A 17,262-nucleotide genomic window follows, 5' to 3' on the forward strand; every position below is an offset into this window, starting at 1 on the left:
CGGGCGAACCCATGGGATTGTGGAACGGATCTGCGGGGTCCCTGTCTGCCGAGGCGAAGGGGCGCCCGCCTAAACCGGGGAGATCGGTGAGCCGAGGCAGCCTGGCAGATCGCACCCGCCTTGCGGCCCTCCTTGCGGAGCTATGGTCGCAGACGGTGCTCTCGCGCCTCGGCGGCCGCGCCGGGTCCCTCGGCTATGTGCCGGTGCCGGTGCCCGAGCGCCTGCTCATCGCCCCGCAGGACCTGCGCACCGGCGACGCCACCTTGGCCAGCGAAATCTACGCCGGCCGCTTCGCCTTCGCCGGCAAGGTGATGACCCTGGAGGGGCGCACCCCGTTCGAGCTGGTGGCGCCCTCGGTAGAATGGGCGGAGGCCCTGCACGGCTTCGGCTGGCTGCGCCACCTGAAGGCGGCCGGAACCACCATCGCCCGCGCCAATGCCCGCGCCCTGGTGGGCGATTTCATGCGCGATCCCGGCCGCGGCCGGGCGGTTGCGGCGCGGCCGGACGTCACCGCCCGGCGCATCATCTCCTGGCTCACCCAGGCCACCTTCCTGCTGCAGGACGCCGACCACGATTTCTACCGCCGCTTCATGCGCTCCCTGGCCCGGCAGGTGCGCCAGCTGCGCCGCTCGGCGGCCGACGCGCCGGACGGCCACCCGCGGCTGCTGGCGGTGACGGCGCTGGTGTTCGCCGGCCTGTGCATGTCCGATCAGGCCCGGCTGCTGAAGGTGGCGCAGAAGCGCCTGACCGAGGAGCTGGACCGGCAGATCCTGCCGGACGGCGGCCCGCTCACCCGCAATCCGGGAATGCTCATCGAGCTGCTGCTGGACCTGCTGCCGCTGCGGCAGGCCTTCACCGCCCGCAACCAGCCGGCCCCGCCCGCCCTGATGAATGCGGTGGACCGGATGATGCCCATGCTGCGCTTCTTCCGCCATGGCGACGGCGCCTTCGCCCATTTCCACGGCATGGGCCATACCGCCGCCGACCAGCTGGCCACCATTCTCGCCTTCGACGACGCCCGCGGCGCGCCGGTGGCGAACGCCCCCTATTCCGGCTACCAGCGCCTTGACGCGCGCGGCGTGATGCTGATTGCCGACACCGGCCCGCCGCCGCCGCCGCGGGCGAGCTGGGAGGCCCATGCGAGCTGCCTCGCCTTCGAATTCTCCTCGGGGCGCCAGCGCATCGTGGTCAATTGCGGCGTGCCGGAGGTGCAGCGCGAGGTGTGGCGGCAGGTGGCCCGCTCCACCGCCGCCCATTCCACCGTGGTGATCGCCGATACCTCCTCCTGCCGCTTCCTGCAGAGCCCGCAGATGGCGCGGCTCCTCGGCGCGCCCATCATTTCCGGTCCGAAGGCGGTGGAGGTGCAGCGCGGCGCCCGCAACAACGCGGTGCTGCTGCGCGCCAGCCACGACGGCTATGCGGAGCCCTTCGGCCTCGTCCACCAGCGCTCCTGGCGCCTCGCCATGGAGGGCGGGCGGCTGGACGGGGAGGATGTGTTCCGCCCGGCGCAGGAGGGCGCGCCCATGCCGTCCGAGACCTTCGCCATCCGCTTCCACCTGCATCCGACGGTGAGCGTGGAGCGGCTCGACGATCCGCACACCGCGCTGCTGGCGCTGCCCAATGGCGAGGCCTGGGCCTTCGCCGCGCCCCATGTGCCGCTGGCGGTGGAGGAGAGCGTCTACCTCGCCGCCGCCGGCGGTCCGCGCCGCACCTCCCAGCTGGTGCTGTCCGGCGACGTGGCGCGCACGCCGCGGGTGGTGTGGACCTTCGTGCGCACCCGCGAGGCCCACGGGGCGCCGCCGGCCCGCAGCTTCGGGCGCGGCTGAGGCGGCTCCCCTTCGCCGGCGAACGGTGCTATCCAGTGCGGATGATGCGTTCCCCCGCGAACCCGGTTCCGGCTGACGACGTGCAGCACACTCACACCGCTTCGGTGGTCTCGGCCCTGGCCACCCTCGATGCCGAGAAGGCCGGCCTTGCCGCTTTGGCCGATGCCATGGCCGGCCCCCTGGGGGCCGCCTTCGACGTGGCGGTGGCCACCATCCAGAATTCCCACGGCCGGGTCATCGTCACCGGCATGGGCAAGAGCGGGCATGTGGGGCGCAAGATCGCCGCCACCCTCGCCTCCACCGGCACGCCCGCCCATTATGTGCACCCGGCCGAGGCCAGCCACGGCGACCTCGGCATGATCACCACGGACGACGTGATCGTCGCCCTCTCCTGGTCGGGGGAGACGGTGGAGCTGCGCGACCTGGTGGAATATTCCCGCCGCTTCGACGTGCCGCTCATCGCCTTCACCTCCAACGGGGAGAGCGCGCTGGCCTCGTCCGCCAGCGTGGTGCTGACCCTGCCGGTGGCGCAGGAGGCGTGCCCCCACGGGCTCGCGCCCACCACCTCCACGGTGATGCAGCTGGCGCTGGGCGATGCGCTGGCGGTAGCGCTGCTGCAGAGCCGGGGCTTCACCGCCCTGGACTTTCGCCAGCTCCATCCCGGCGGCAAGCTCGGGGCCAGCCTCAAGTTCGTGCGCGACGTCATGCGCCAGGGCGATGCGGTGCCGGTGGTGGCGTCCGGCACGCTCATGGGCGCTGCCCTGGTCGAGATGAGCGCCAAGGGCCTCGGCTGCGTGGGCGTGGTGGACGCGGGCGGCGCGCTGGCCGGCATCGTCACCGATGGCGACCTGCGCCGCCACATGGCCAACGACCTCACCGCCCGCACGGTGGACGAGATCATGACCCCCGCGCCGCGCACGGTGCGGCCGGACCAATTGGCCTCCGAGGCGCTGAACATCCTCAACAGCCGCAAGATCACCGCACTCATGGTGGTGGATGGCCGGGCGCCCGTGGGCGTGCTGCACATCCACGACCTGCTGCTCACCGGCCTCGCCTGATCCCCGGGCGGCGTCTTCAGGCGGTCGGCGGGGCGTCCTGCGGCCGGCTGGCGATGAGCGCGCGCAGGGTGAGGATGGTGGCGGCATCGGCCACGCCGTCCACCCGCGAGGGGCGGAAATGGCGCTGGAAGGCGGCCACCACCTGCTGCGTCTGCGCATCATAGGCATCGTGCAGCGCGATGTCGTAGCCGTAGAGCGCCAGCATCGCCTTCAGCGCGGCCACGGGCTGTCCCGCATCCCCCAGCATCAGGAAGCGCCCGCCCTCGCTCTGCGCCTCCGGCACCAGATGGCCGATGCCGGCGGCATGAAGCCGGGGCCAGGGGAATTTCTCCCCCGGGTCGCTCTTGCGGGCGGGGGCCACGTCCGAATGGGCCAGCACCCGGTCGGCCCGGATGGCGTGGCGGGCGATGATGTCGGCGCAAAGGGCGATCACCGCCGCGATCTGGGCATCGGGATAGTCCGGCAGGCCGAAATCGTGCCCGCCATTGGCAATCTCGATGCCGATGGACCGTGAATTGGTGTCCGTCACCCCCTCCCAGGCGGAGATGCCGGCATGCCAGGCGCGCGCCGCCTCGGCCACCATCTGCACCACCGTGCCGTCCTCCCGCACCAGATAGTGGCAGGACACCTGCGAGCCCGGCTCCTTCAGCAGCGCGATGGCGGCGTCGGCACCGGCCATGCCGGTGTAGTGCAGCACCAGCATGTCCACCGCGGCCTTGCGCGGGCCGAAATTGGGCGAGGGCGCCAGCACATCCACCTTCGGGCTGTCCGGTGCGGCGAGCAGGTCGGGCGCAGTCATCTCCGGCGTCATCATCTCGGGGTTGGTCATCTCGTGCGTCGTCATGGCAGGGCGCGGGCCTTGGCGATGCGGGCATAGGCGGCGTTGAGGGCCGCCACCCGGTCGTTGGCCAGCTTCATGGCGGCGGGCGGCAGGCCGCGGGCGGCGATGCGGTCGGGGTGGTGGCTGGAGACGAGGGCGCGCCAGCGGGCCTTCACCTCCGCGTCGGTGGCTTCCGGCCCGAGGTCGAGCACCGCATAAGGATCGTCCGGCCGGCGCACGTGGCGGGCCTCGATGCGCTCGTAGGCGGTGCCGGTGAAGCCGAGGATGCGCGCCACCTCGGTGAGGAAGGCCAGCTCCTTCTCGTGCAGGGCGTGGTCGGCCTTGGCCACGTGGAACAGGGCGTCGATGAGGTCCTCGCGGGTGTCGGGCGCGTCGGCGAACATCTCCGCCACCTGCCGGGCGTAGGATTGGAAGCCCGCGGTGTCCTGCTTGGCGAGGTCGAACAGGCGCGCCACGCCGTCGAGGTCCTCGGGCGGGATGTCGAACACCTCGCGGAAGGCCTTCACCTCCGCCGGCACCACCACGCCATCGGCCTTGGCCATCTTGGCGGAGAGGGCGATGAGCGCCACCGAAAAGGCCGCGGGCCGCGGCGCCGGGGCAAGCAGCAGCCGGTCGAGGGCATGGCCCGCCAGCGCCCCCAGCAGCGCGCCGAGCGGACCGCCCAGCGCAAAACCCACACCCGCACCGCCGATCAGACCGTAAGCCACCGTGTTCACTTTCCTCAGGTTGGAGGGGGCGCCACACGCCCCCTGGATCGCGTGCTCTAGCCCAGCTCGAAGCTGGTGATGCCGAAGATATCGGCCAGCGGCAGGGCGGGCGCGGGGCCGCGATACATGCGCACCGTCTCGAAGACGGGGGTAAGGCCGGCCGCCCGGGCCAGCGCCTGCGCCGGCCCGTTGGGCTGCGGCACGTCGAGGAAGACCGGCCCGCCATGGGCGGTGGCCGCAAGGGCCTGGAACAGGGCGCCCGCCACCGGCGCATCGGCGGCGAAGAGCGGGCCGATCTTGTGGCCCTCCCGGCAGCGGCGCACCACGCCATAGCCCTTCACCGCGCCCTCTTCCACGAAGGCGCAGGCGCGGGAGAACGGCAGGGTGAGCCAGGCCTTCAGGAAATCCGGGCGGGGAAAGCCGAAGGCGGCGCGGTCCACCGCCGCCACCGCCGCGGCGAGATCCGGGCCGATGTCGCGGATGCGCGGATCGCCCGCCCCCGCCGCCGGCGCCGGGCCGCCGAAGCGGATGTTGCGGTGGGCGAGGACGAAGCCGGATCGGGCATAATTCTCCTGCTGCGCCAGCACCCCGTCGAGGCCCACGGTGCCGCCGAGACGGTCGAGGGTGTCGCGCCACAATGCGAGGCCGAGGCCCTGCCCGCGCAGGTCGGGCCGGCAGATGTAGAAGCCCACGAAGGTGAAGTCCCCCGCATAAGCGGTGGCCGAGAGGGTGGCGGCGAGCGCGCCGTCGCGGAACAGGCCGCGGAAGGCGCCCGCATCCTGGGCGAGGAAGGCGCCGGCATCGCCGAGGCCGGGGTTCCAGCCCTCCCGGGCCGCCCATTCCACCGCCGTCTCCACCTCGGCCGGGGCCAGGGTGCGGATTTCGCTGGGGCCGCTCACAGCATGTCCACCACGCGGTTGGCGCCATCCACCGCCCGCACCCGGCAGCCGGGATGGCCGCGGGCCACCTGCTGCAGGGCGATGGCGATGTTGGGCGAAAGGTTCTGCACCACCATCACGGTGGTCCAGTTGCCGGTCCTGCTCAGATATTGCACCTGGACCTGGTCCATCCGCCCGCCCTCAGCCTGCATCCGCCGGGGGCGCGACCTGTTCCAGGAAGCCGGCGAGATCCTCGGTCACGTGGTCCACATAGGCCGCCTCGCGGCCTTCGAACTCCCAGCTTTCCCGGGCGGCAACGGTCTGCCCCGGCGGCACCACCAGCACGGTGACCATGCCGAGGCGGTGGGGCACTTCCAGATTGCGCGCGAGGTCCTCGAACATGGCGGCGCGGGCGGGATCGACCCCGTGCGCGTCGAGGAAGCGCTGATAGGCCTCCTGCGTCGGCTTGGGGTGGAACTCGGCGGCGACGATATCGTGCACGGCGGCGAAATGGGCATCCATGCCCAGCTTTTCCAGCACGTTGCGGGCGTGGCGCTCGGAGCCGTTGGTATAGACCAGCTTGGTGCCCGGCAGCGCCTCGATGGCCGCGGCAAGGCGGGGGGCGGCGTCCAGCCCGGTCAGGTCCACGTCGTGCACATGGGCCAGGAAGGCGGAGGGCTCCACCTTGTGCTCGATCATCAGCCCGCGCAGGGAGGTGCCGTAGCGCCGGTAATAATCCTTCTGGATCACGAAGGCCTCGTCCGGCGGCAGGCCCAGCAACTGGGAGATGTAGGCCTTCATCCGGGCGTCGATCTGCGCCCAGAGGTCGTGGTGGGCAGGATAAAGGGTGTTGTCGAGGTCGAACACCCAGGTGTCCACCTGGCCGAAGGCGCCCGTCCCCTCCAAGGGGGGCGGCGCCGGGAAGGAAGAAGCAGTCATCAGGAGCCGGAACCGGAAATGGCGGCGGCGGGGAGCCGCGGAAGGCGAGACAGCATGCCTCAGAAGGGGCCGCGGGAATAGATGTCGTCCAGCCCGGTCTCGATCTGCTTGATGCGGGTGTGGTAGGCGGTGGTGAGGCAGGAGGTGTCGCCCAGGCAGGCGGCGCGCAGGCGCAGGAAGGCGCGCTGGTCGTCCTGGATCTGGCCGCGGCGGCCCATGCCCACCAGCTTGGTGGCCACGCCATAGAGGGTCGCCAGCTTCACGTCGAGCTGGGCGATCTCGCAATGGGTGCAGATGGCCACCTCGTCCGGCGCCGTCACGTTGGCGCAGCTGAAGCTGGCCGCCTGCAGCGGGGCGGCGGGAAGGCAGGCCGCGAGAAGAAGCAGGGCGACGCGGGCGGCGCGGGTTCGAACCATGGGGGTCGTCCTCGGGTTGGGTGGGGGGCTGTCAGGCGGGCAGCACGGCAATGGGGTCGCCGATCGCGACACGGCCGGAGCGCACGACCTTGGCATAGATTCCGCAGTCCGTGTGGCCCAATGCCTTCACCAGCCCCTTCACCACATTGATATCGCGCACCGCCGTCGCGGGGTTCACGTTCACCGCGGCGCAGCGCTCCGTGCGTTTGAGGATATGGATGCGGGCCTCGCCCACCGCCAGGGTCCGGCCCGCCAGTTCCAGCTCGCTGCCCTCCGGCCAGCCGGACAGGTGCAGGTTCATGCGGAAGCGCAGCGGGTCCAGCTCCGCGCCCATACGCTGTCCGAGGGCGCGCACGCTCTCCAGGTTGAGGAGGGAGAGGAAGCCGGAACGCCGCGAATCGGTGAAGCGGAAGCCGTCCGGCGCCGCCAGCAGCTTCAACGGGCCGCGGGCCTCCTCGCCCATGTAGAAGGTGAGGAAGTCTTCCACCTGCGCCCGCCCCCCGGCGGTGGAAAGCTCCGCCTTGACCACCTCGTGCCCCTCCAGGGACAGGGTGAGGGTGGTGGAGGCCGCGTCATAGCGGGAGGCGAGGGCGGCAAGGCGCGCGTCGCGCATCAGCATCAGAAAGGCGGTCTTGGGGTGGTGGGCGGGCGCCTGCGGATCGAAGCCGCTCGGGCCGTTCTCCACCGCATAGAGGCGGTCGTTTGGGAAATAGGCGCCTTCCAGCAGTTCCACGGTTTCGAGGGGCTCGGGCGACAATCCCTTCACGGGATGGCGGTAGAGCGCGGCGACAGTGGCGGGGGGCAGGGACATGGCAGCTCGCTCGGGTTCGGGGCCGACCCGCCTTCGGCCTCCCATGGCCCGCCCGCCCGGTCAAGAGCCGGTGCCGCCCCCGTGCCGTTCCCCTGCTGCCGCCCGTGCCCCTGCCGCTGCCCCTGCCGCTGCCTTGGGCAAAATCCGCGCGCCGCCCCCTTCCGTCCCCGCTTGGCTGCACCCACATGAGGCACGGCGCAGGTTCGTTTTGCCTGCGCGACGGTAGCCGGGGATGCCGGGGCCGTGTCCCACCGCTCCCCGCATGCTTCCTTGAAGGTGCCGGGCGCGAGAAGGAGGAGAGACATGAATTTCGAGATCTATACCGAGCGCGCGCGCGGTTTCGTCCAGTCGGCGCAATCTCTGGCGGTCCGCGAGGGCAACCAGCAGTTCACGCCCGAGCATCTGCTCAAGGTGCTGATGGACGACCCCGAGGGCCTTTGCTCCGGCCTCATCCAGCGCGCGGGCGGCAATCCCACGCTGGTGCGGGCGGAGGTTGAGGCCGCGCTCGGCAAGCTGCCCAAGGTTTCGGGCGGCTCGGGCCAGGTGTATCTCAGCCAGCAATTGGCCAAGGTGTTCGAGACCGCCGAGCAGGCGGCCAAGAAGGCGGGCGACGGCTATGTCACCGTCGAGCGGCTGCTGTTGGCCCTCGCCATCGAGAAGGACACCGACGCCGGCAAGACGCTGGCCAAGGCCGGCGTGACGCCGCAGACCCTGAACGCGGCCATCGAGGCGCTGCGCAAGGGCCGCACCGCCGACAGCGCCACCGCCGAGAACGCCTATGACGCGCTGAAGAAATATGCCCGCGACCTGACCCAGGCCGTGCGGGACGGCAAGCTCGATCCCGTCATCGGCCGCGACGAGGAGATCCGCCGCACCATCCAGGTGCTGGCGCGCCGCACCAAGAACAATCCCGTGCTCATCGGCGAGCCCGGCGTCGGCAAGACCGCCATCGTGGAGGGCCTCGCCCGCCGCATCGTCGACGGCGACGTGCCGGAGAGCCTGAAGGACAAGAGCCTGCTTTCGCTGGACATGGGTTCCCTGATCGCCGGCGCGAAGTATCGCGGCGAGTTCGAGGAGCGCCTGAAGAGCGTGCTCTCCGAAGTCGAGAGCGCGGAGGGCGGCATCATCCTGTTCATCGACGAGATGCACACTTTGGTCGGCGCCGGCAAGACCGACGGCGCCATGGATGCCTCCAACCTTTTGAAGCCCGCCCTCGCCCGCGGCGAGCTGCATTGCGTCGGCGCCACCACGCTCGATGAATACCGCAAGCATGTGGAGAAGGACGCGGCGCTGGCCCGTCGCTTCCAGCCCGTCTTCGTGGCCGAGCCCACGGTGGAGGATACCGTCTCCATCCTGCGCGGGCTGAAGGAGAAGTACGAGCTGCACCACGGCGTGCGCATCACCGACTCGGCGCTGGTCTCGGCGGCGGTGCTCTCCAACCGCTACATCACCGACCGCTTCCTGCCCGACAAGGCCATCGACCTGGTGGACGAGGCGGCCTCGCGCCTGCGCATGCAGGTGGATTCCAAGCCCGAGGAGCTGGACAGCCTGGACCGCGAGATCATGCGCCGCAAGATCGAGCAGGAGGCCTTGAAGAAGGAGACCGACGCCGCCTCCCGCGACCGCCTGAAGCGCTCCGAGAAGGAATTGGCGGACCTGGAGGAGAAGGCCTCCGTCCTCACCTCCAAATGGAAGGCCGAGAAGGAGAAGCTGGGCGAGGCAACCACCGTGAAGGCCAAGCTGGACCAGGCGCGGGCGGACCTCGCCAGCGCGCAGCGGCAGGGCGAATACCAGAAGGCGGGCGAGCTCACCTATGCGGTGATCCCCGAGCTGGAGAAGAAGCTGGCCGAGATGGAGAAGGCGGGCGCGGCCGGCGGCATGGTGGAGGAGGCGGTGACGCCCAGCCACATCGCCGGCGTCGTCTCCCGCTGGACCGGCGTGCCGGTGGACAAGATGCTGGAAGGCGAGCGCGAGAAGCTGCTGCGCATGGAGCTGGAGCTGGCCAAGCGCGTGGTGGGCCAGGCGGAGGCCGTGGCCGCCGTCTCCACCGCCGTCCGCCGCGCCCGCGCCGGCCTGCAGGACCCGAACCGGCCCATCGGCTCGTTCCTGTTCCTCGGCCCCACGGGCGTCGGCAAGACCGAGCTGACCAAGGCTTTGGCCGAGTTCCTGTTCGACGACGAGACCGCCATGGTGCGCATCGACATGTCGGAATACATGGAGAAGCATTCCGTGAGCCGCCTCATCGGCGCCCCTCCCGGCTATGTGGGCTATGACGAGGGCGGCGCCCTCACGGAAGCCGTGCGGCGCCGGCCCTATCAGGTGGTGCTGTTCGACGAGGTGGAAAAGGCCCACCCGGACGTGTTCAACGTCCTCCTGCAGGTGCTCGACGACGGGCGGCTGACGGACGGGCAGGGCCGCACGGTGGATTTCCGCAACGTGCTCATCGTCATGACCTCGAACCTCGGCGCCGAATTCCTCGCCGACCCGCGCCAGCCCATGGGCTTCAAGGTGCCGGGCCATGAAGGCGAGCAGGTGGTGTCCGACGAGGAGGCCTACGACATGGTGATGGGGGCCGTGCGGCGTCACTTCCGCCCGGAATTCATCAACCGCATCGACGAGATCGTCATGTTCCACCGCCTGAAGCGGGAGCAGATGGACACCATCGTGGACATCCAGATGGGCCGGCTGCGCAAGCTCCTGGAGGATCGCAAGATCACCATCGAGATCTCGCCCGAGGCGCGGCACTTCCTCGGCGACAAAGGCTACGACCCGGCCTATGGCGCGCGCCCCCTGAAGCGCACCATCCAGAAGCTGGTGCAGGACCCCCTCGCCGAGAAGATCCTCGGCGGCGAGATCCTCGACGGGGCAACGGTGAAGGTGGGGCTGGCCGACGGCCACCTCACGTTTGCCAGCGAGGCGGCGAAGGTGGATCAGGCGGCCTGAGGGGATTGGGGTTTAGGGTGTGAGATGGACCCCGGCGTGGATGCGCCGGGGTTTTTTTGTGGGGGTGCGGGGCGAGGGCGGCAGGCTGAAGTAAAATGCGGAAGGACACCCGCCGTCGATTTTGCCGGTGGGGAAGGGAACGTGGAATCCGCCGGGGGTTGAGGTGGGGGCGAGGGGGCTAGGCCTGATCGCCTCGATCAGCAGACATCCGTTGCAATTCTGGGTCTGGTCTGCCTGAGACTAGCTCGGAGACACGATGCAGAGTCCAAGCTGCAGCCATTATTAGGTAAGCGCCTTGAAAAATCGTTGGGCGCGTACGGTCAATGCGAGCTAATTCAAAAGCATTTTCTATCTCGTTAGAGGGAAGGTGGGCATCCCCAAGTCTAAGTTCATATATTCCGACGAGCTGCGACAATATTTTTCTAGAATCCAGTTTTGGATTGATTTTAGACAGAAATTTTTCAAGAGACTTGAGAGAGCCCCATTTTTCTCCCTTGGGTGGAGAAACCATTTTATTGAGCTCGGATGTGTCAATGCTGTCGGCTGTGAGGCGTGCTATATCTTTAGCGAGACCCAAGAGGCCAGCGTCATCGGTTGCTCGGAATCGATGAACAGAGCGTAAAACTTCCTGAGTTGCACTATGCTCGCGGAAAAATGGCCTTCCGTACAAGCGGGTGAAAGAATCGTTCAAATCAGACAAGGAAATAGCGAATAATTTCTCCGGGGCGATCGTAGATGCAGGTTGCGCCCTCATCTGAGCCGCCAGAAGTTCTTCAGAGACGCCTCCTTCAGGTGTAACGTTATAGCCCGTCCAGATGTGCTGTTGCCAGTCGGGGAGTTTCGCAATATCATATGCGTAGACATTTATGAGACCAAGGCGGTTCATCCCAAAATGAACCGGGACATCCGCAGTAAGCCGAACGCTGCCTGTATCGGCCGTATGCCATACAAGGCTTGAGCCTCGGTGATGAAGAAGTTCGGATATTATTCCGCTTCGAAACCAAAGATATTTTCCAACATCCTCGTTTTTTAACGTGGTTCTTGATTCTTTGGTTCCAGATGCGTCCGTGATAAAAAATGCGCTCGGCGCAACAATGTCGCCGCGAATTCGCGGGCTGTGGGCGCCTGGTTCAAGCCACTCGGCGCGCCAGACTTCTCCTTGAATCATGAATACATTTTCATCACTATCTCGTGTGAACGAGTGGGACTCGTAGTCCGTATTATCGTCGCTCTCAGGTCCAAAAAACGGTACGTCGATTTCATCGTCTACATCTGTGCGCCAGACACGAAAAACTGCAACGCCCGAACCGATTTGCAATCCTCCCTCTCCAGCTTGCCAGCAGCGCCCCTCAAACCGTTCCTCAGCAGTTTCTTCGCTTATATTTCCCTCAGGCCAAGATATGAAGTTGGCTTCATGCGTGGTTGCTATTCTTTCACGATACCAAACTATACGAAGTGCCATGTGGCGCGCCGCAAGATAGTCCCGCAAAAATTCAGCGCGAACTTCTAAACTTGAGGGCCGTCCGTCTTGGTCTCTTTTCAATTTAGCAACTTCCAAAAAAGCCTCGCTAGGGCAGACCCAACTATCCCCTTCTCTGAGCAAGCCGAAGGCAATAACAAAATCTTGGTGGAGGTGCCATTCTGGACAAATATCAGCAACGAAATGCTGTGCTAATACAAGCTCAAGTCCTAAATCATGTCCATCTCTATACTGATAGATATCGGCAGGCTTGTAGCTTTCGGGAAAGGCATGCGGATGTTGATCGTGGATGAGCCCGATGTCGTGCCAACTAAGACGTTCGCCGTCGCCCCGCTGCGATATTGGGATTGCCAGCGAACCTGAGCCAAAAAATTCTCTGGAAAATCCAGGGTGCCCGTATTTGCCTTGTTCACTAATCGTCATTGACGATCGTAGGGGAAGCCATACCATTCCCGACACTGGGCGACGGCGTATGGCTCGCATTTCGAACCAGTCTTGATCCATATTCAAATTCCGCTACGGCCTTAACGTGAATCGTGGCTGATAGGCTCCGCAGAAGATAATTTAAGTCCTGTAACAATTGTAGCCCCTCCTTTGGCCCCTGCCGAGTTGAGGTGGTGAGATCTGCAATTCAAGCCGTCGAAATTCCCCCCCATGACCATCCCCCTCGACCTCCAGCACGCTACCGAACAGTTCGACCGCTTCCTCGCCGACGCACGCGACACGGCCGGCCTCGGCACGCGCAATCAGGCCTACACCATGGTGGAGGGGGTGCTGGTCGTGTTCCGGCGGCGGCTGCCGGTGGAGGAGGCGATCCGCTTTGCCGGGGTGCTGCCGCCGGTGCTGCGAGCCATCTTCGTGGCGGACTGGGACCCGGCCGCGCCGCGGCGGCCGTTCGGGGATCGGGCGGCGTTGACGGCCGAGGTGCAGGACCTGCGCCGGCACCACAATTTCGCGCCGGCCTCGGCCATCGCCGACGTGGCGGCGGCGCTCCGGCGGAACATGGACGCGGACAAGCTCGACCGCGTCCTCGCCACCCTGCCCGAAGGCGCCGCCGAATACTGGGCGGCGTAAGGCCGCCCCCCTCAATTCCCCCGTGCGGTCGCGAGCAGCGCTTCCGCCTTCTTCACCGCGGCGGCGAGGAAGGGCTGGCCCTGGGCTTGCCTGGCGAAGCAGGTGCGGAAGGCGTTGGAGGCGTCCACGTCGGCCGCGTTCGCCTGCTCCCAGCGCGGATCATCCTCTTTCTTCGACTTCTCCGCGGCGGTGCGCAGCGCCTCCGCCTTGGCGCTCGCCGCCTTCCAGGCCTTGTCGCATACGGGCAGCGACGTGATGCCCAGCTCTACCGCGGCGTTTCCAACGGTGACCCGGCCGTTCGCCACCCGGGTGACGACCACCGCTTCGGGCAGCGTGTTGGTGGGCAGGTCCTGGCTGAACAGGCCCAGCGCCGCCCGCACCGTCTCGCCCTCCGCCGCCGTCACCGGCAGATCGATATAGCGGGAGAAGGCCGCCTCGGCGCCGATGGCGAGGGTGTAGAACTCATCGCTCCCCACCGCCGCCGCGATCCCGCGGCCGAGGGCCGGGTCCGCGCCTTCCATCTTCGCCCGCGCCGCCAGCCAGTTGGCGAACACCGGCTCGGGTGACACCAGAAGGTAGGTGGTGGCGTCCGCGTCGGAGAAAAGCAGTCCGTCCGGCCCGCCCGACTCGATGCTGCCGTCCAGTAAGGTGGCGGGGGAGAAGCTGGCCGAAAATCCCTTGAAGCGGAGCGGGCCGATGAGCCCGCCCATCATCCGCTCCAGCGCCTTGCGCTCGGCAGCGTCGCGCTTCTCCAGACTTTCGGGGCTGGCGCCGGCCTTCTCCGCTTCGGCCAGCGCCGTCACGGCCCTGTCCCGGGCGGCGATATAATCGTCGGCCGGTCCCGCCCCGGCGACGCCGGCCGGGGCGATGGCGAGGCCCAGTGCAAGCACGAGGGCGGGTCCATTCGGCAGGCGTCGCGCAGGGCGGGTCATGTCAGGTCTCCGGGTTTGGGGGAGAGGAGGCGGGGCTCACTGCCCCCGGGCGGTGGCCAGGAACGCTTCCGCCTGCTTCACCGCATTGGCGAAGAACGGCTGGCCGGGCGCCTCCTTCTGAAAGCAGGCGCGGTAGGCGGCGGAGCCATCTTCATTCAGCTTGTTGATGGTGTCCCAGCGCGGGTCTTCGTCCTTGGCGTCCTTTTCCACCTGCTTCTGCAAAGCGTCGGCCTTGGCCTTGACCGGCTTCCACAGGGCCTCGCAGGCGGCGATGGGCTTGATGTCCAGCTTCACCTGCGTCAGCCCCACCATGGCCTTGCCGTCGGCGATGCGCACGATGGTGATGTCGCCGGGAGGGGTGTTGCCGGCCGGCTCGTCCACCTGCTGGCCGAGCATGGCCACGGCGGTCTCGCCCGGCGCAGCGGCCACGGGCAGCTCCACATAAGGCTGGTAGAAGCCGCCGTCGAACACCAAAGCATCGGTATAGAATTCCGGCGCCGCGGCGGCTGCCTTCACCCCGGCGCCAAGGGCCGCGGGCGCGTCCGCATCCTTGGCGCGGGCGGCCAGCCAGCTGTTGAACACGCTCTCCGGCGTCACCACCAGGCGGGTGGTGATATCCTTGTTGGCGAAGGAGAGGCCGTCGAGCTGCCGGCTCGGCGCGCTCTCGTCGTAGATGAGCACCTGCAGCGTATAGTCGGGGCCGCCAAGGCCCTTGAACTTGAGCGGGCCGAGCACCGCGGCAAGGCGCTTGCCGAGGTCCTTGATGGCGGCCTCCTCGCGCTTGATCACCGCATCGTCGGAGCTCTTGCCGGCCTTGGCGGCGGCAACGGATGCGGACATGGCGGCATCGCGGGCCGCGATATAGTCGCTCAGCGCGTCGGCGGATGCGGCAGCGGGCACGGCGGCGGAAAGCAGCAGGGCGCAGGCGAAGGAACGAACAAAGCCACTCATGGGGCTGTCCTCTGGCGGGTGACGGTGCGGGCGATCGCCCGGTTGCAGCGGTAGCGCAACCACCCCCAAGGTCAAGCTCAGACTGTGGCGTTTTGCGGCCGCATCGGCGGTGCCATTGCCGGAAACCGAAGGCCTTTTGGCGACGCCGGCCCGCCCCGCCTCAGTTGCTGGCGGCGCGGGTCTTGGCTCCGGCGGCGGTGGCCACCTTGGGGGGCACCGGCGCATGGTTCAGCAAGGCGTCGATGCGCTCGCGCTCGCGCCGGAACTCGGCCAGGAAGCGCCCGTCCAGCGCCCGCCCGCGTGGCAGCTTGATGCGCATGGGATCGACGAAATTGCCGTTGATCTTCACTTCATAATGCAGGTGCGGCCCGGTGGAGAGGCCGGTGGTGCCGATATAGCCGATGACCTGCCCCTGGCGCACCGTCACCCCCTCGCGGATGCCGCGGGCAAAGCCCGACTGGTGCGAATAGGTGGTGACATAGCCATTGGCGTGCTGGATTTCCGTGTGCTTGCCGTAGCCCGATTTCCAGGTGGCATAGATAACGGTGCCGTTGCCCGCGGCATAGATGGGCGTACCGATGGAATCGGACCAGTCCACGCCTGTGTGCAGCTTGGAATAACCAAGAATCGGGTGGCGGCGATAGCCGAAGGGCGAGCGCATGATGCCGCCGGCCAAGGGCTTTCTCACCAGGAACTTCTTCGCGCTCTTGCCGTCGTCGTCGTAATAATCGACCACGCCATCGTCGGAGGTCTGGAAGCGGTAGTAGCGCCGCGTTTCCTTGTTCACGGTGAGGGCGGCGTAGAGCACGTCGTTGGCGCTGCCCGGATCGTCCGAGAACAGTACCTCGAAGCTGTCGCCCGAGCGCACCCGGCGCTGGAAGTCCACGTCGAAGGAATAGACGCGGATGATGTCGGCGATGACCGGGCGCGGCACGTCGTTGCGCAGCGCGGTTTCGTAGATGCTCTCGTAAAGGCGGATGCCGGGCCCGCTGTCGTCCTCGGCATCCTCGGAGACGCCGGCGATCTCGGTTTCGGACGGCTCGGTCACCGCCACGAAATCCTCCCGGTCGGAGAGCGCCACGGTGCCGTCATGGCCGGCATCGGTGAACAGGGACACCTTGAGGGGGCGCACCTTGCCGGCCTGGTCCTGGAGCACCATGCGCATGCGCATGCCGTCCTTCACCGTGCCCTCGCGCCCGCGCCCGAAGGCGGCGGCCACCGCGCGGGCCTCTTCCTTGGAGATGCCGTTGTCCACCAGGATGGAGGCGATGGTATCGCCCTTCTTCACCACCACGGTGGTGTCGGTCCAGTCGTTGCCGCCGGAGGTTTCATCGGAGGTCTTGGGAATGAAGCTGATGTTGTCGGGGGCGGCGGGCAGGGGCACCGCCTGCACCGGGGCGCCGGGAACGATGTGGCCCGGCAGGCCGTTGCCCAGCGCATTGCCCACGCTGGCATAGGAGAGATAGGGCGCGCCCTGCGCCAGCCCCTGGGCCAGGCCCGGCGCGGCACCGGCGATGGGCGGGGCCACGGCCAGGCCGGGCTCGGCGCGGGTGAGCTCGGCCACCTCGCGCACCTTCACCAGCACGTTTTCCATGGCGGTGGAGGCGCCGAGCTTGGCGGATGCCGGAACGACGGCGAGATCGCGCATCACCACCGTGACCTCGCCGGTGGGCTCGGCCTGGGGGGCGGCCTCTTCCTTGTTCGCGGAATCGCTGACGATCTGGGCCGGATTGAACCGGGGGATGTTGGATGAGACCGAGGTGGCGCTCATGGCGAGGTTGGCGGAAACGCGGGTGAACGGGCGGACCTTGATGATCTCGCGGTCGCCCATCTTGGTGGCGGTGGACACCCGGAAGGTCTGCCGCGCCGTGGCCGCATCGCCCAGCAACGACATGCGATCGCCCTTGCGGGCGGCATTCACCGGCCGCTCGCCCAGGGCGAGGGCGCCACGGATGGCGTTGCGCACCTTTTCGGGCATGAGCGCGAAGCGATGCTCGCCATCGAGCGCGGCATAGACCGCGCCGCCCATCAGGAAGGAACCACAAAGGGCGGTAAGGAGCGTGGCCGCGAACCAGCGCATGGAGACGCGGCGGCGGTCGATATCCTCTTCATCTCCGTCCACCCCGAGCGGGGGATCGTCACCGAGCCCGGCTGCGCTCGCCGAGTCGCGCCAGGCTCCGGCAGATCGTCGATGATGCAACTTCCGTCCCTTCACGTTGAAGCGCCGCGCGCCATGCGCTGGCCGATCACACCTCGAAAGACGTAGCCGCGACCATGCCTTTCCCCCGGCGGCCCGTCAACGCCGGCGGCATGTGAGGGTCCCCTCGCGGCAAAAGGATGGCACACGGCGGCAGTCATCGCACGCGCGCGTGTACCTATACACGCGACGGGAAGAACCGCGGGGTC

General features: G+C 67.8%; 15 protein-coding genes. 4 read left to right on the top strand and 11 right to left on the bottom strand.

The genetic code is table 11. From position 1 onward, the window contains the following. Positions 1-11: 11 nt before the first annotated feature. Both ACI7BZ_RS05100 and ACI7BZ_RS05105 read left to right on the top strand, forming a co-directional pair. Positions 12-1,826 carry a heparinase II/III family protein gene (locus ACI7BZ_RS05100; protein ID WP_414116110.1) on the top strand — a complete coding sequence of 605 codons (1,815 nt, stop codon included), beginning with the start codon at positions 12-14 and terminating at the stop codon, positions 1,824-1,826. Between the two features lie 44 nt (positions 1,827-1,870). Continuing rightward, positions 1,871-2,884 carry a KpsF/GutQ family sugar-phosphate isomerase gene (locus ACI7BZ_RS05105; protein WP_414119092.1) on the top strand — a complete coding sequence of 338 codons (1,014 nt, stop codon included), beginning with the start codon at positions 1,871-1,873 and terminating at the stop codon, positions 2,882-2,884. A gap of 16 nt (positions 2,885-2,900) precedes the next feature. Here the strand turns inward: ACI7BZ_RS05105 and ACI7BZ_RS05110 are convergent, their stop codons facing one another. The 7 genes from ACI7BZ_RS05110 to ACI7BZ_RS05140 are packed head-to-tail and all read right to left on the bottom strand — an operon-like array spanning position 2,901 to position 7,476. Beyond that, positions 2,901-3,695, bottom strand: coding sequence for an N-acetylmuramoyl-L-alanine amidase (locus tag ACI7BZ_RS05110; RefSeq protein WP_414119093.1), 795 nt, complete (start codon positions 3,693-3,695; stop codon positions 2,901-2,903). Positions 3,696-3,724: 29 nt separating this feature from the next. After that, positions 3,725-4,432, bottom strand: a complete 708-nt coding sequence (locus ACI7BZ_RS05115; protein WP_414116111.1) for a TerB family tellurite resistance protein — start codon at positions 4,430-4,432, stop codon at positions 3,725-3,727. A 56-nt stretch (positions 4,433-4,488) separates the two neighbouring features. Further along, on the bottom strand, positions 4,489-5,331 hold the full coding sequence (locus ACI7BZ_RS05120) for a GNAT family N-acetyltransferase (protein ID WP_414116112.1): 843 nt from the start codon (positions 5,329-5,331) through the stop codon (positions 4,489-4,491). Continuing rightward, the gene (locus tag ACI7BZ_RS05125) at positions 5,328-5,501 is read right to left on the bottom strand and encodes a hypothetical protein (protein WP_414116113.1); all 174 of its coding nucleotides are present in this window, start codon (positions 5,499-5,501) and stop codon (positions 5,328-5,330) included. Before ACI7BZ_RS05125 ends, ACI7BZ_RS05120 begins: the two co-directional genes overlap by 4 nt. Before the next feature lie 10 nt (positions 5,502-5,511). Beyond that, a complete protein-coding gene (locus ACI7BZ_RS05130; protein ID WP_414116114.1) occupies positions 5,512-6,249 on the bottom strand; it encodes a pyrimidine 5'-nucleotidase in 738 nt (245 codons plus the stop codon). 59 nt (positions 6,250-6,308) lie between these two features. After that, positions 6,309-6,665, bottom strand: a complete 357-nt coding sequence (locus ACI7BZ_RS05135; protein ID WP_414116115.1) for a lysozyme inhibitor LprI family protein — start codon at positions 6,663-6,665, stop codon at positions 6,309-6,311. A 31-nt stretch (positions 6,666-6,696) separates the two neighbouring features. Beyond that, positions 6,697-7,476 carry an MOSC domain-containing protein gene (locus ACI7BZ_RS05140; protein WP_414116116.1) on the bottom strand — a complete coding sequence of 260 codons (780 nt, stop codon included), beginning with the start codon at positions 7,474-7,476 and terminating at the stop codon, positions 6,697-6,699. Between the two features lie 303 nt (positions 7,477-7,779). Here ACI7BZ_RS05140 and clpB point away from each other — a divergent pair, with 303 nt between their 5' ends. Further along, on the top strand, positions 7,780-10,419 hold the full coding sequence (clpB, locus tag ACI7BZ_RS05145; protein ID WP_414116117.1) for an ATP-dependent chaperone ClpB: 2,640 nt from the start codon (positions 7,780-7,782) through the stop codon (positions 10,417-10,419). A gap of 178 nt (positions 10,420-10,597) precedes the next feature. Here clpB and ACI7BZ_RS05150 read toward each other — a convergent pair whose 3' ends face one another. Beyond that, complete coding sequence (locus ACI7BZ_RS05150) at positions 10,598-12,322, bottom strand: hypothetical protein (protein WP_414116118.1); 1,725 nt, start codon at positions 12,320-12,322, stop codon at positions 10,598-10,600. A gap of 231 nt (positions 12,323-12,553) precedes the next feature. Between ACI7BZ_RS05150 and ACI7BZ_RS05155 the strand changes: the two genes are divergently transcribed. Beyond that, positions 12,554-12,973, top strand: coding sequence for a DUF2267 domain-containing protein (locus ACI7BZ_RS05155; RefSeq protein ID WP_414116119.1), 420 nt, complete (start codon positions 12,554-12,556; stop codon positions 12,971-12,973). Between the two features lie 11 nt (positions 12,974-12,984). Here the strand turns inward: ACI7BZ_RS05155 and ACI7BZ_RS05160 are convergent, their stop codons facing one another. The 3 genes from ACI7BZ_RS05160 to ACI7BZ_RS05170 form a co-directional block, all read right to left on the bottom strand. Next, a complete protein-coding gene (locus tag ACI7BZ_RS05160; RefSeq protein ID WP_414116120.1) occupies positions 12,985-13,905 on the bottom strand; it encodes a hypothetical protein in 921 nt (306 codons plus the stop codon). Between the two features lie 36 nt (positions 13,906-13,941). Next, positions 13,942-14,856: a hypothetical protein gene (locus tag ACI7BZ_RS05165; RefSeq protein WP_414116121.1), complete on the bottom strand. Its 915-nt coding sequence runs from the start codon at positions 14,854-14,856 to the stop codon at positions 13,942-13,944. A 160-nt stretch (positions 14,857-15,016) separates the two neighbouring features. Next, entirely contained in the window at positions 15,017-16,978 is a 1,962-nt protein-coding gene (locus ACI7BZ_RS05170; RefSeq protein WP_414116122.1) for a M23 family metallopeptidase, read from the bottom strand. Between the last annotated feature and the right edge of the window lie 284 nt (positions 16,979-17,262).

It is taken from the genome of Xanthobacter sp. AM11 (assembly GCF_047444035.1).
Taxonomy (GTDB): Bacteria; Pseudomonadota; Alphaproteobacteria; order Rhizobiales; family Xanthobacteraceae; genus Xanthobacter.